Annotated in this window: 11 protein-coding genes; 7 read left to right on the top strand and 4 right to left on the bottom strand. The window is 69.8% G+C overall.

The window, feature by feature from the left end:
- Window positions 1-92 precede the first annotated feature (92 nt).
- The 3 genes from KCH87_RS14385 (at window position 93) to KCH87_RS14375 (ending at window position 2,864) form a co-directional block, all read left to right on the top strand.
- On the top strand, window positions 93-389 hold the full coding sequence (locus KCH87_RS14385) for a hypothetical protein (protein ID WP_210586453.1): 297 nt from the start codon (window positions 93-95) through the stop codon (window positions 387-389).
- Between the two features lie 223 nt (window positions 390-612).
- Entirely contained in the window at window positions 613-1,644 is a 1,032-nt protein-coding gene (locus KCH87_RS14380; RefSeq protein WP_210586452.1) for a phosphotransferase family protein, read from the top strand.
- A 5-nt stretch (window positions 1,645-1,649) separates the two neighbouring features.
- Window positions 1,650-2,864: an acyl-CoA dehydrogenase family protein gene (locus KCH87_RS14375; RefSeq protein ID WP_210586451.1), complete on the top strand. Its 1,215-nt coding sequence runs from the start codon at window positions 1,650-1,652 to the stop codon at window positions 2,862-2,864.
- A gap of 1 nt (window position 2,865) precedes the next feature.
- Here KCH87_RS14375 and KCH87_RS14370 read toward each other — a convergent pair whose 3' ends face one another.
- From KCH87_RS14370 to KCH87_RS14360, 3 genes are read right to left on the bottom strand one after another with little or no spacing between them, the layout of a single operon-like run.
- Window positions 2,866-3,459, bottom strand: a complete 594-nt coding sequence (locus tag KCH87_RS14370; RefSeq protein WP_210586450.1) for a TetR/AcrR family transcriptional regulator — start codon at window positions 3,457-3,459, stop codon at window positions 2,866-2,868.
- Window positions 3,460-3,503: 44 nt separating this feature from the next.
- Window positions 3,504-5,171, bottom strand: coding sequence for a class I adenylate-forming enzyme family protein (locus KCH87_RS14365; RefSeq protein WP_210586449.1), 1,668 nt, complete (start codon window positions 5,169-5,171; stop codon window positions 3,504-3,506).
- Complete coding sequence (locus KCH87_RS14360) at window positions 5,168-5,932, bottom strand: SDR family oxidoreductase (RefSeq protein WP_210586448.1); 765 nt, start codon at window positions 5,930-5,932, stop codon at window positions 5,168-5,170. Before KCH87_RS14360 ends, KCH87_RS14365 begins: the two co-directional genes overlap by 4 nt.
- Before the next feature lie 163 nt (window positions 5,933-6,095).
- Between KCH87_RS14360 and KCH87_RS14355 the strand changes: the two genes are divergently transcribed.
- The gene (locus tag KCH87_RS14355) at window positions 6,096-7,328 is read left to right on the top strand and encodes an exo-beta-N-acetylmuramidase NamZ domain-containing protein (protein WP_210586447.1); all 1,233 of its coding nucleotides are present in this window, start codon (window positions 6,096-6,098) and stop codon (window positions 7,326-7,328) included.
- A gap of 83 nt (window positions 7,329-7,411) precedes the next feature.
- Window positions 7,412-8,731, top strand: a complete 1,320-nt coding sequence (locus KCH87_RS14350; protein ID WP_210586446.1) for a serine-threonine protein kinase — start codon at window positions 7,412-7,414, stop codon at window positions 8,729-8,731.
- Between the two features lie 18 nt (window positions 8,732-8,749).
- Here the strand turns inward: KCH87_RS14350 and KCH87_RS14345 are convergent, their stop codons facing one another.
- Window positions 8,750-11,545 (bottom strand): penicillin acylase family protein, encoded by a 2,796-nt coding sequence (locus KCH87_RS14345; protein WP_210586445.1) that lies wholly within the window; start codon window positions 11,543-11,545, stop codon window positions 8,750-8,752.
- Between the two features lie 200 nt (window positions 11,546-11,745).
- Between KCH87_RS14345 and KCH87_RS14340 the strand changes: the two genes are divergently transcribed.
- Together KCH87_RS14340 and KCH87_RS14335 are read left to right on the top strand one after the other, a co-directional pair.
- A complete protein-coding gene (locus tag KCH87_RS14340; protein WP_210586444.1) occupies window positions 11,746-12,351 on the top strand; it encodes a hypothetical protein in 606 nt (201 codons plus the stop codon).
- A 95-nt stretch (window positions 12,352-12,446) separates the two neighbouring features.
- Window positions 12,447-13,190, top strand: coding sequence for a 3-keto-5-aminohexanoate cleavage protein (locus KCH87_RS14335; RefSeq protein ID WP_210586443.1), 744 nt, complete (start codon window positions 12,447-12,449; stop codon window positions 13,188-13,190).
- The last annotated feature ends 50 nt before the right edge of the window (window positions 13,191-13,240 follow it).

Raw genomic sequence — 13,240 nt, 5'->3', positions numbered from 1 at the left:
CACGCAAGCCGAATGACCGGATATGCGCCGTTCGCGTGGCAACCTGTCCGACGTCATCGGACGTACTGCCGAACATCCGAAGGTGAACCAGCATGACCCTTATGCACCAGGAACACGCCACCCACCCGCACGCCCACGGACCGGGCTGCGGGCACACCGAAGTGCCGCACGGGGACCACATCGACTACGCGCACGACGGGCATCTGCACCGCGCGCACAGCGGCCACTGGGACGAGTGCGAGCCCGCCGGGCACGCCGCCCACCAGAGCCACGAGCACCAGCACGGCGAGGACTGCGGACACCGCCGCGTCCAGCACGGCGACCACGTCGACTATCTGCACGACGGCCACCGTCACGCCGCGCACGACGGTCACTGGGACGACCACTGACCTGACCGAGAAGCACCACCCGACAGCTCCCCGAGGCACCGCCCGGGGAGCTGTCGGCCTAAGCAGGTCGCGTGATCGCGGCCCCGCGGCGGAGCCGCATATCGACACAGCCAGCGGAGCGCTTAGGGTGGCCCAGGTCACGTTCGCTCCCCGCACTGGACGGCATACCGACCGGTCGGCATCATGGTCGGGAACCTGTTCTCGCGTCAGCCAAGGAGCAACGATGAGCGCCGACCATCCGCCAGGTCTCGATCTCGACCGGCTGCGCGGTCTGCTCGACAGTGAGCGGCCCGGCCTGGTCCACGGCCCGCTGACCGGCCGACTGATCGAGGGCGGACGGTCGAACCTCACCTACGCGGTCTCCGACGGCACCTCCCGCTGGGTCGTACGGCGGCCGCCGCTCGGCCATGTGCTCGCCACCGCGCACGACATGAAGCGCGAGCACCGGGTGATCAGCGCGCTGCACCCGACGAACGTGCCGGTGCCCCGCCCGGTGCTGATGTGCGAGAACCCCGAGAACGGGGCGGTGCTCGGGGCGCCGTTCTACGTGATGGAGTTCGTCGAGGGCACCCCGTACCGTACGGCCGACCAGCTCGTGCCGCTCGGTCCCGAGCGCACTCGCGGCGCGGTCCTGTCCCTGGTGGACACGCTCGTCGACCTGCACGCCGTGGACCCGGCGTCGGTGGGCCTGGCGGACTTCGGCCGCCCCGAGGGTTTCCTGGACCGGCAGCTGCGGCGCTGGGGCAAGCAGCTGGACGCCTCCCGCAACCGCGAGCTGGCCGGCATCGACGAGCTGCACGCGGCGCTCGGCCGGCAGCTGCCCACCTCCCCCGCCCCGACCGTCGTGCACGGCGACTACCGGCTGGACAACGTCCTGATCGGGGACGATGACGAGATCAAGGCGATCCTCGACTGGGAGATGTCGACGCTCGGCGATCCGCTCACGGACCTCGGGCTGCTGGTGATGTACAGCATTCCGCTCGGCACGTCCGACTCCCCGGTCTCCACGACCGCCGAGGCCGCGGGACACCCGGATCCGGCCGAACTGGTCGAGCGGTACGCAGCGCGCTCGGGGCGCGACGTCTCCGCGGTCTCCTGGTACACGGCGTTCGCCTGGTTCAAGCTCGCCGTGATCCTGGAGGGCATCCACTACCGCTACACCCTGGGCCAGACGGTCGGCCCCGGCTTCGACCGCATCGGCGACCTGGTCCCCGTCTTCATCGAGCACGGCCTGACCACCCTTCAGGAAGGCTGATCCGCATGGACTTCGCGTTCGACGCGCGCACCGAGGAACTCCGCGCCAAGCTGCTCGCCTTCATGGACGAGTACGTCTATCCGGCCGAGTCCGTCGCGGAGGAGCAGCGCGCACAGCTGGCGTCCCCGTGGGACACCCCGGCCGTGGTCGAGGAGCTGAAGGCCGAGGCGCGCAGACAGGGTCTGTGGAACCTCTTCCTCCCCGACTCCGAGTACGGCGCCGGGCTGACGAACCTCCAGTACGCGCCCCTCGCCGAGATCACCGGCCGTTCCCCGCAGCTGGCGCCCACCGCGCTGAACTGCGCGGCACCGGACACCGGGAACATGGAGGTGCTCACCCAGTTCGCCGACGAGCAGCAGAAGAAGCAGTGGCTGGAGCCGCTGCTCGCGGGCGAGATCCGCTCGGCCTTCGCGATGACCGAGCCGGAGGTGGCCTCCTCGGACGCCACCAACATCACCACTCTGATCCGGCGGGACGGCGACGACTACGTCATCACGGGCCGCAAGTGGTACATCTCCGGGGCGATGAACCCGGACTGCAAGATCTTCATCGTGATGGGCAAGACGGACCCGGACGGCCCCGACATCCGCCGCCAGCAGTCCATGGTTCTGGTCCCCCGCGACACCCCGGGCGTCACCGTCAAGCGCGCCATGCAGGTCTTCGGCTACGAGGACCACTCCCACGGCGGTCACGCCGAGGTGATCTTCGACCACGCGCGCGTGCCGGTGTCGAACCTGATCGGCGAGGAGGGCGGGGGCTTCGCCATCGCGCAGGCCCGGCTGGGTCCCGGCCGTATCCACCACTGCATGCGGCTGATCGGCATGGCGGAGCGGGCGATCGAGCTGATGTGCCGACGGGCCGTCGCGCGCAACGCCTTCGGCAAGGCGCTGGCCCAGCAGGGTGTGGTCCACAACTGGATCGCGGACGCGCGCGTGGCCGTCGAGCAGCTGCGGCTGCTGGTGCTGAAGACGGCCTGGATGATGGACACGGTCGGCAACAGGGGCGCCCACACCGAGATCCAGTCCATCAAGATCGCCACGCCCCGCACGGTCGTCGACATCATCGACCGCGCGATCCAGCTGCACGGCGCGGGCGGGGTCAGCCAGGACTTCCCGCTCGCCGAACTGTACGCGGGCGCACGGACGTTGATGATCGCCGACGGCCCGGACGAGGTGCACCAGCGGTCGCTGGCGCGACGGGAGCTGAAGAAGTACCTGTGACTCAGGGCCTGAGGGCCCGCAGGAGCAGGTCGGCCAGCTGGTCGGCGACCTCCTGAGGGCTCATCGGGCCGTCGGGGCGGTACCAGGTCGACAGGTGGTGGACGGACCCGAAGTGGTAGTCCACCACCAGGTCGGCCGGGGTCGCCTTCGAGAAGACTCCCGCCTCCTGCCCTTCCTCGATGAGTGCGCGGAACCGTTCGTGGTAGAGGCGCCGCTCGGCGCGCACCTGCTTGTTCTTCTCGGGGCTCAGATGGTGCATCGAGCGGAAGAAGATCATCGCATCGTCGAGGTTCTCGATCGTCGTCACCACGACATCCGCCGCAGCGTCCCGCACTCGCTTCTCGATCGGCTCGTCGGCGTTCGCGAACCCGTCGAGCCGCTCCTGCTGGACGCGCAGCACGCGCGCGTACACCTCGTGCAGGAGGTCGTCCTTGGAGCCGAAGTAGTGGTAGAGCGCGCCTTTGGTGACGCCGGCCGCTTCGACGATCTCCTGCACGGAGGTGCGGTCGTAGCCCTGCTCCGCGAAGAGCCGGGTGGCGGCGGCGAGCAGCCGCTGCGGGACGGGCGTACCGTCTCCGTCCGTCGTCCTGGGCACAGCCGCCACCTGCCTTTCCGAGCTGTCTACTGTTCTCTTGTTCTTCACTGACTGTCTTGCGGGCGGGAACGAAGCTCCCGCCGGAGGATCTTCCCACTTGCCGTCTTGGGCAAGTCGGGCAGGATCTCCACCTGCCGCGGATATTTGTAGGCGGCCAGTCTCTCCTTGCAGTACGCGGCGAGCGCACCGGGGTCCGTCTCGGCACCCGGACGGAGGCTGATGTACGCCTTGACGGTCTCTCCGCGGTATCCGTCGGGCACCCCGACGACGGCCGCCTCGCGCACCGCCGGATGCGTGTACAGCACGTCCTCGACCTCACGCGGCCACACCTTGAACCCGGACGCGTTGATCATGTCCTTCTTGCGGTCGACGACGTACAGCCACCCCTCGGCGTCCATGAACCCGATGTCGCCGGTGCGCAGCTCGCCGCCCGGGAAGGTCTCGGCCGTGGCGTCGGGGCGCCGCCAGTAACCGGGGACGACCTGCGGTCCCCGTACGAGGATCTCGCCCTGCTCCCCGAACGGAACCTCCGTGCCCTCGTCGTCGACGATCCGTACGACCGTGTCGGGCCCCGGCACCCCGACGGCCAGCGTCCCGGACACCGGGTCGACGGGAGCCTCCCGCTCCGGCGGCACGGAGGCACAGGGTGCGGTGCACTCCGTCAGGCCGTACCCGTTGCGGATGTACGGCCCGAAGCCCGCCCGGAACTTCTCCACCAGCGCGGGCGGCAGCGGGGCACCGCCGGAGGAGATGTGCCGGAACGAGGAGAAGTGGTCCGGGGTGACGTCCGGATGGGCGGCCAGCGCCATGAAGGCGGTCGACGGGCCGACCGTGTAGTGCGGCCGGTGCTCGGCGAACGCGTCCAGCACGACCCCCGCCTCGAAGCGGTACGCCAGCACCAGCGTGCCCGCACTGTTCAGACACGCGCCGAGCTGGCAGACCATCCCGGTGATGTGGAACAGCGGCGCCATCGCGAAGTAGACGGGCGCCTCGGGCAGACCGAGACCGGTCCGCTGCCGCTCGGCGTTGTGCATGATGTTGCCGTGTGTGTTGGTGGCGCCCTTGGGCGTGCCGCTGGTGCCCGAGGTGTAGCTGATCAGCGCGATGTCGCCGGGGCCCGGTTCGCGCCCCTCGGGTGCCTTGTTCCCCTGCCGGGCGACGACCGCCAGATCCTCCGCGTCGGCGGCCTGCGGCAGCCGCTCGAAGGCCAGCACGCGCGCGTCGCCACGAGTTTGGAAGTCCAACTCACAGGCGGTCAGTACGATCCGCACCGGAGAGCCCTGCGCCGTCTCGCGCAGATACGACTCCCAGGCCCGGTCGGTGCAGATCAGCGCGGCCGCGTCACCGTCCCGCAGGACATGGCCGACCTCCCCCGACTTGTACATGGGGTTGACCGGGACGACGACCGCACCCGCCTTCCAGGCGCCGAGCAGGGCCACCACGAAGTGCGGGGAGTTCTGTAGCAGGACGGCGACACGGTCGCCGCGCTCCAGGCCCTGTGCGGCGAGATGCCCGGCGACGGAGTCGCTCAGCTCATCGACCTCGGGAAAGCTCAGCCGGGCGTCGAAATAGGCGAGGAAAGTGCGGTCCGGCGTCTCGACGGCGGCCCGGCGCAGAGCATGCACGAGAGAGTCGGCAGGCGCTATCGGCGCACGCTGGGCGTCATTGAGGAGGCCCAGCCAGGGCTGGGCGGCATAGCGGGAGTCGGTCACCGGGTCTCCTCCCACTTCTGCTGGATGTGGCTCATGTTCGTCAGCCAGCGATCGGGGTCGGCGGCCCGGGCCTGGTAGTACCCGGCGACCTCGGGGTGCGGCAGGATCAGGAACCGGTCCTCCTCGATGCCCTTGAACAGCGCGTCCGCGACATCCTCGGGGTCGATGGCGGTCGGCTTCAGCACCAGGTCGCCCGCGCTGCCGGTGCCGGCCAGCATGTCCGTGCGCACACCCTGCGGGCAGATCGCGTGCACCTTGATCCCCCGGTGGCGATACGTCAACGACAGCCACTCGGCGAAGGCGTACGCACCGTGCTTGGTGACGCTGTACGGGGCGGCCCCGATCATGGTGAGCAGCCCGGCGGCGGACACGGTCGACACGAACCGCCCACGCCCACGCTCCAGCCACCCCGGAATCAGCTCGTGGGCGGCCCGGACATGCGCCATCACGTTCACGTCCCAGGCTCGCGCCCAGACCTGCTCCTCGGCCGCCTCGGACCCACCCGAGGGAAGACCGGCGTTGGCGCAGTAGACATCGACGGTGCCACCGAGGGCGTCCCTGGCATCGGCAACGATGGCCGAGGCGTCACCCGGCACCGCGATGCCCCCGATCCCATCGGCGACGGCCTTGGCCTTCTCCGCGTCCAGATCATTGACGACGACCCGGGCCCCCGCGGCAGCGAACCGCCGCGCAAGAGCGGCCCCGATCCCCCCTCCAGCCCCGGTGACGACTACTCCGGCGTCCTGCACGGCTTCCACCATCGGTCTCCTTCGACTGCGGCTCCACTGCGGGCCAGACTAACCGGTCGGTATGTATCAGAGGAAGGGCACGGGCATCGCCGCTAAGGGGCGCGGGGAACTGCGCGACAAGCCACGAACCACGGACAGCTTCCACACAACCTGCGGGAGCAATACCGTGCACCCCATGCGCCTATCCAGACGAGCCCTACTCGCAGCGACAACGGCAGCAACAGCACTCTCCAGTGCACCTCCCGCCTCCGCGGCCCAGCGCCGCAGGCAAACCGGCTTCGAACGCCTCGTCGACGACGGATACGCCCTCCTCGACGGCGACCGAGTCGGAATCGTCACCAACCCCACCGGCGTAACCCGAGACGTCCGCCACATCGTCGACGTCATGCACGCGGACAACGGCGTGAACCTCACCGCAGTCTTCGGCCCCGAACACGGATTCCGAGGCACCGCCCAGGCCGGCGGCTCCGAGGGCCGCTACGACGACCCGGCGACCGGCCTCCCGGTCTACGACACGTACCTCAAGAGCGGCCGCCCCCTCGCCGACATCTTCACCACGTCCGGCGTGGACACGATCGTCTTCGACATCCAGGACGCCGGCGCCCGCTTCTACACGTACATCTGGACGCTCTACGACTGCATGGAGGCCGCCCAGCTCGCCGGCAAACGCCTCGTCGTGCTCGACCGCCCGAACCCGGTGACGGGCCGCTCCGCCGAAGGCCCGGTCCTGCACAAGGACTTCGCGACCTTCGTCGGCCGGCAGCCCATCTCGCAGGCGCACGGCATGACGGTCGCCGAGCTGGCGCGCATGTTCAACGGGGAGTTCCTGACCACGCCGGTCGAGCTGGACACCGTAGGGATGACGGAGTGGAAGCGGTCGGAGTTCTACGACGCGTCCGGGCTGCCCTGGGTACCGCCGAGCCCGAACATGCCCACCCCCGACACCGCCCTTGTGTACTCCGGGACCTGTCTCTTCGAGGGCACCAACCTCTCCGAGGGACGCGGCACCACCCGCCCGTTCGAGCTGCTCGGCGCCGAGGGCATCGACGGACGCTGGGCGGCCGAGGTGAATCAACTGGGCCTGCCCGGCGTCGGCTTCAGGGAGGCGTACTTCGCTCCGGTCTTCTCCAAGTTCCAGGGGAAGACGATCGGGGGCGTGCAGATCCATGTGCACGACCGGGCCGCCTACGACCCCGTACGCACGGGCATCGCGCTCCTGGTGACCGCCAAGAAGGTGTGGAGCGGCTTCGCCTGGCGGTCGGACAACTGGATCGACAAGCTCACCGGCTCCACGCGCGTGCGGACCGCGATCGACGCGGGAGCCGGCACGGACGAGGTGGTGGCGGGCTGGCAGAAGGAGCTGGCGGCGTTCCGGAAGGTGCGCAGGGAGTATCTCCTCTACAGATGACTCCGGTTGTCTGGCCAACCCCGCCCGGGCGCAGGACGATGCGACCGCATCGCACCGCATCGGGGGACAAAAGGGGGCTCGGCATGACGGATCCGGAGATGAGTGTGACTCCCTACTGGGAGCTGACGTTCGACGCGGACGGGGACGTGAACGGCAGACAGCGGGACCGTCTGCTCGCCGGGGTCGCGGACCGGCGCGTCGGTGATCTGATCGTCTTCGCGCACGGCTGGAACAACGACCGCTCGATCGCGACCCGGCTCTACAGCCGCTTCTTCGCCCCGTTCCCCCAGCTCTCACCGAAGGCCAGGATCGGGTACGTGGGCGTGCTGTGGCCCTCGATGCGGTTCTCGGACGAGCCGATCCCCGACTTCCCACGACTGGTGGCGGTCGAGACGTCCCAGCAGCCCGCGCTCGACAAGGACATCCGGCACGCGCTGCTGGAGACCTTCCCGGGCCGGGCGACCGTGATCGACCAGATCGCCCGCATGATGGACCAACAGCCGCGCGAGGAAGCCGAGTTGGAGGAGTTCGGGCGGCTGGTGCGGCTGCTGGTCGAGGTGGTGCCGCCGGGTCCGCAGGCGCTGTTCGCGGCGGACACGCTGGCGGAGGGGGTGCCGCAGAGCGAGCCGCGGATGTTCTCCGGGTCCACCGCGACGGCCTGCGAGGAGTTCGCGCAGGCACTCGCCCGGCTGGAGTCCCCGGAGGGCGCCGCCTCCTTCTCGCTGCCCAACCCCTGGCACGGCGCCCAGGAACTGCTGCGCCAGGCGACGTACTACGCGATGAAGCGGCGCGCGGGAACCGTCGGGGAGCGCGGTCTCGGCCGGGTGATCGGGCAGCTGGCCACGGCCGTGCCGCACGCGCGTGTGCATCTCGTCGGGCACAGCTTCGGCGGACGGCTGGTCTCGTTCGCACTGCGCGGGCTGCCCGAAGGGGTGCACACGGTGAAGTCCGTGACGCTGCTCCAAGGGGCCTTCTCGCACTACGCGTTCGCTGCTCGGCTTCCGCACGACGCGCGCGCGGGAGGTGTGCTCCAGGGCCAGCAGAACCGCATCGACGGCCCGCTGGTGTGCTGCCACTCCCACCACGACTCGGCCCTCGGCACGATGTATCCGCTGGCCTCCCGCATGGCGGACGACGACCGTACGGTCGCCGGCCTCGACGTCGGGCGGATGCTGGGCGACAAGTGGGGGGCGATGGGGCTCAAGGGGGTGCAGGCGGTGCCGGGCACGCGCGCGTTGAAGCTGGCCGACGCCCTGAAGAAGGGCAAGCTGCCCGCGTCCGGGTGCGTGAACGTCGACGTGGCCGCCGTGGTCAGACGCGGCGGCCCGCCGGCCGGCGCGCACAGCGACATCGCGCACCGGGAGCTGGCGCAGGTGGTGCTGGCGGCGGGCCGGATCGCCTGACCCGCCGCCCGCGGGACCTCACCTGTGTGAGGTGAACTCCACGACCTGCTGGTACGTCGGCCGGTTCTGCCAGCTGATGTTGTAGTGCTTGATGCCGCCCAGCGTCCGCTGGTTGATCGAGTCGGCGCACCACTGGTCACCGGCCGAGCAGAGGTCGTCGCCGGGGTAGACCTGGGCCGCGGTCCTGCCGGCCGCCTCCTTCAGTGTGCTGATCAGGGTGTCCCGGCAGGCGCTGAGGCTGCCGCCGCCGCAGTACTTCTGCGCCAGCGGACCCTGCACGGTCTCACCGAGCACCGCCCGGATGTCCTTGTCGACATAGCTCCACCAGCCGAACTGGTAGGCGCTTCCGGCATGGGCGCCGGTCGGGCCGTGGGCGGCCGACGGGGTCTCGTCGATCGGCAGGTTGGCGGTGAAGGCGCTGTACAGGTCGCTGCCCAGGCCGGGTTCGAACTCGGCCTTCACCAGCAGCGGCCACCAGGCGTCCAGGATGCGGACCGCGTCGGCGTTCGCGTACGTCTTCGAACCGGCCGACGTCTCCGTGCGCTTGGCGCCCGCCGTCACCCACGCGGACAGCTTGTCGGCGGCCGCCTTGGCCGTGGCGTCGGTCACCGTCGAGCTGTTGACGACCTTGAGCAGGTCCGGCAGCACGTCCTCCGCCCGGAGGTCCGCGAGCGCGGCGTCGGCCATCGCCTTCGTCAGCGAGGCCCGGGTCACGCCGCCCGCGGTGACCAGCTTCTTCACCCGGTCCTCCAGCAGATTGCCGCGGTGCACCGACCCGTCGCCCCAGGCCGCGGTCGAGTAGTCCTTGGCCTGCTTGTTGTTCCAGGAGATGTAGTAGTCCTGGTCGATGGAGTTGGGGTGCGCGGACGCCGGTGTGTAGTCCGCGGTGTTGGTCGTGGGGTTCCAGTTCTTCCACTCGTACGCGGGCTGCGCCCACACCGGGAACTCGGCGTCGACGCCGGTGGCCCGTACCGGGTTGTCGCCGCTGTTGTAGTACGCGGTGTGCTCGGAGTCGACGTAGAACCAGTTGAACGTGTAGTTGATGTGCTGCACCGCGCTCTGGAAGGTCTGCGGGCTGTTGACGTAGCCCGGGTCGTTCAGCATCTGGAAGCCGATGATCGAGTCGGCCTCGTGCAGGAAGGACGAGCGCAGGGTGGTGTAGGCGACCTTCTTGCCGTCGACGGTGGCGCGGTACTGGACGGGGCCGTACTCGGTGCGCCAGACCCGCATGGTGTAGGAGCCGGCCGCGGTGCCGTCGGCGACGGTCGGCTTCCAGGCGTTCTTCTGCTCGATCTGCTCCATCGCCGTACAGGTGCCGCGGTACAGGTAGTGGTAGTCGTCCTGGCACAGTTCGACGGCGTAGGTGTCGATGATGTCCTGGCCGGAGGTCGTCGCGCTCCACGAGTAGTCCTGGCCGCGGCCGAGTTCGACGTACATGCTCAAGCCCGCGAAGGAGGCGCCGCGGGCACTGAGGCCGGGGCCCTGGATCTCCTGGAGCATCAGCAGCTGGGGCGCGAAGTAGCCGGTCTGCGGCCCGAAGACGGCGACCGGATGGCCGCTGGCGGTGTGCTCGCCGCCCACCACGAGGGCGTTGGACATGCCGCGCCTGGCGGAGGAGAGCGCGGCGGCGGTTGCCGTGCTCGACGTGCCGGCGGCGCTCGATGTCGCCGCGCTGCCCGTACGGTCGTACACCAGCTGTTCCTCGGTCACCGAACCGGCGTCGGGCATCGCGGTGCCCTGCGCGTCGTCGGGCTTGCCGGCGTACGGGAAGCTCCCGTCGTGGAGGGTGAGGACCGCTTCGGGGTCGTTGCGCTCGCGGAAGGACTCCCAGACCTCGGTGCCCTCGGTGACGCCGTACTTCTCCTGTGCGGCGAGCAGGGAGATCGCGTTGTTGACCTCGCCGCCGCCTCCGGAGCCGAACAGGGCACCGATGACGGAGGCCAGCGCGACCAGGTCGGTGAGCTTGAAGTGCTCGATGGTTCCGGCGTTGGTGATGGAGTCCTTGTGGCCGGTCAGGACGTACTCGCCGGGGAAGTAGCGGCCGCTGTCGGAGGCGTCTATGTAGGCGTTGATGCCGGCGACGTAGGCGTTGACGTCGGCGAGGGCCTGCTGTCCGCGCTCGCCGTTCGAGGCGACGGTGCTGTCGATCTGCGCCTGGAGATCGGCCTCGGTGTAGGGGGCCGAGCGCCAGAACTGCTGCTCCAGGCCCTGGTTGGAGGGGTCGCCGCCCGCGAAGGGGGTCAGCTGGCCGCGCCCGACATGGCGGAAGACGTCCATCAGCCACAGCCGGTCCTCAGCGGCCGCATACCCGGCGCCGAACTCCGTGCCGTATCGAGTGGTACCGGTGATGTGCGGCACGCCCGTCTTCTTGTCGCGGACGATCGTCACATCGCTGCGGCCGGCGGGACTGACGGTGGAGGCGACTTGATCGGCGGGGACCCCGAAAGACGCGTCGTTGAAGAACGTGTTGATCGTGGAGTTGGTGAGACCGGAGTAGCCGGTGGCCAGGTTGGCGTACGGGCCGAGCTGGTCCTCGGCGTGGGCGGGCTGGGTGCCGAAGGCCTGGTTCAGGAGGATCTGGGCGAGGGTGGCGTTGCCGTTCTGACCGGGTGGGAGGACGTCGGAGCACTGGCCGGCGCAGTGGTCGGTGACCGCGGCCGCGGCCGCGTCGGCGGCAGCCGTCTCCGCGGCCACCGCTTGGGAAAGCGGAGACAAAAGGCCGGCAATCAGGACGCATACGGAAGCCGACTTCAGGAACCCGGGCAATCTGCGGGGAGTTCTCAGTCTGTCGCGTGCGGTGCGTGGGATGCGCATGGCAGCTCCTCCCGACGGGGGGTGGGCCGGACGTTACCGCCGGTATCCCCGAGATTGAAGGTGAACATGCGTCAACTTCTGGAGGCCACAGAAAAAAAGATGGAGCCGAATCGCGTGTCGATACGTCTATTCGGCAACGTCCGAACGACGACGCCGAAGTAACCGAAGTACAGGTGCAGGTGTGACGGAGGTGCAGGGCGATGGCCGGTTTCCGGAGTCTGGCGAGACAGGTGCGAGACGGACGGTGCGATCTGGCGCTTCGGCGCTACTCGCTCCGCAAGTGCCTTGAACGGTTCGCTCCGTACGGGCACAGGGCGACCTGGGACCATTTGTGCTCCCAGGCAGGGTTCGGTCCGGAGGACCGGTCCCCCGATCCTGCGCGGCTCGTGGCCGCGTTGGACGAGTTGGAAGAAGCGCGTTCGGTATGGCTGGCCTACGAGGTCGGGTTCGCCGAGCGGCGCAAGAAGGAAAAGCACGACGGACTGCGCAGGCCGGGCAGCGTTGACGACTGGCACCGGCTGACCTGGGGCGGTTTTGGAGTCGCCTGGTGCGACGATCCGCGGGTCTACCCGCGAGAACCCCTGGCCGAGGTACTGCGCCGACTGATCTCCGCCCTTGAGCGCGAACCGGGTTCGATCTGCCCGGTGTGCGGCGGAGCGCGTCTGATCTGGAAGTACGACCTGGCCCATGAACCCTCGACGGGCCCGGTGTGCACGGACTGCGGAATCGTGGTGCCGCGTCCGGTGCTGACGCCCGAAGCCCTGGCCTCTGCCAGGCGCGGACGGCTCCTACTGGTGTCCGCCTAGGCACGACGGGGGTGCGCCGGGGATGCCGCACCCCCCAATCGAATGCGGTGCCGCACCGCGCCTGCGTTGTCAGTGGTGACTGGCACCATCGAGACATGGTGCAGGTGTGTCTCAACGGGCCCCGGGGGGCCACCGACGGTGCCGGGGTGCCCGTGTCGCCGGAGGCGATGGCCGAGTCGGCCGCGCTCGCGGTCGCGGCCGGGGCGACGGACGTCCATGTTCATCCCAAGACCCCTTGCGGACACGACACCTTGTCGCCGCGGGTGATCGCACCGACGCTCGACGCGATACGGGCGCGCGTGTCCGTGCCGGTCGGAGTGACCACCGGCGCCTGGGCGGAGCCTGATCCGGCCGACCGCCTGGAGCGGGTGCGCGGGTGGACGGTGCTGCCCGATCACGCCTCGGTCAACTGGCATGAGCCGGGCGCCGAGGAGATCGCCGCCGCGCTGATCGAGCGCGGCGTGGGCGTGGAGGCGGGCATCTGGTCCGGGACGGACGGGGCGGCCCGGTTCGCCCGCTCGCCGCTCGGCCCGAAGGTCCTGCGCGTGCTGGCGGAAGTGACGGACACCTCACCGGACACGGCCGAGCAGAGTGCGCGAACACTCCTGGCCGACCTGGGTCCGGCGTTCCACCGCCCGGTCCTGCTGCACGGAGAGGACGGGAGCGCATGGCCGACGCTGCGGCTGGCGGGGCGGCTCGGGCTGGCGACGCGGATCGGGATGGAGGACACGCTGGTCCTGCCGGACGGACGGCGGGCGGTGTCGAATGCGGAGTTGGTGGCGGAAGGGATGCGGGTGTACGGCGAGGCGCGGGCCGGTAGCAGCCGGTTCGCCCCCTGAAGTACGCCGATTCCGGCCCCGGCGACAGCGCCGTGGGCCGGAACCGTGGT

Origin of the sequence: Streptomyces sp. GESEQ-35 (genome assembly GCF_017948485.1) — a bacterium.
Lineage (GTDB): Bacteria > Actinomycetota > Actinomycetes > Streptomycetales > Streptomycetaceae > Streptomyces.
Note: the sequence above shows the minus strand (reverse complement) of the source record. Positions and strands in the feature narration are given on the sequence as shown.

Bases quoted from the DNA above. Each gene is read 5' to 3' on its own strand.
- KCH87_RS14385 (WP_210586453.1), top strand. From the start codon at position 93: ATGACCCTTATGCACCAGGAACACGCCACCCACCCGCACGCCCACGGA.
- KCH87_RS14380 (WP_210586452.1), top strand. From the start codon at position 613: ATGAGCGCCGACCATCCGCCAGGTCTCGATCTCGACCGGCTGCGCGGT.
- KCH87_RS14375 (WP_210586451.1), top strand. From the start codon at position 1,650: ATGGACTTCGCGTTCGACGCGCGCACCGAGGAACTCCGCGCCAAGCTG.
- KCH87_RS14360 (WP_210586448.1), bottom strand. From the start codon at position 5,932: ATGGTGGAAGCCGTGCAGGACGCCGGAGTAGTCGTCACCGGGGCTGGA.
- KCH87_RS14355 (WP_210586447.1), top strand. From the start codon at position 6,096: ATGCGCCTATCCAGACGAGCCCTACTCGCAGCGACAACGGCAGCAACA.
- KCH87_RS14350 (WP_210586446.1), top strand. From the start codon at position 7,412: ATGACGGATCCGGAGATGAGTGTGACTCCCTACTGGGAGCTGACGTTC.
- KCH87_RS14345 (WP_210586445.1), bottom strand. From the start codon at position 11,545: ATGCGCATCCCACGCACCGCACGCGACAGACTGAGAACTCCCCGCAGA.
- KCH87_RS14340 (WP_210586444.1), top strand. From the start codon at position 11,746: ATGGCCGGTTTCCGGAGTCTGGCGAGACAGGTGCGAGACGGACGGTGC.
- KCH87_RS14335 (WP_210586443.1), top strand. From the start codon at position 12,447: ATGGTGCAGGTGTGTCTCAACGGGCCCCGGGGGGCCACCGACGGTGCC.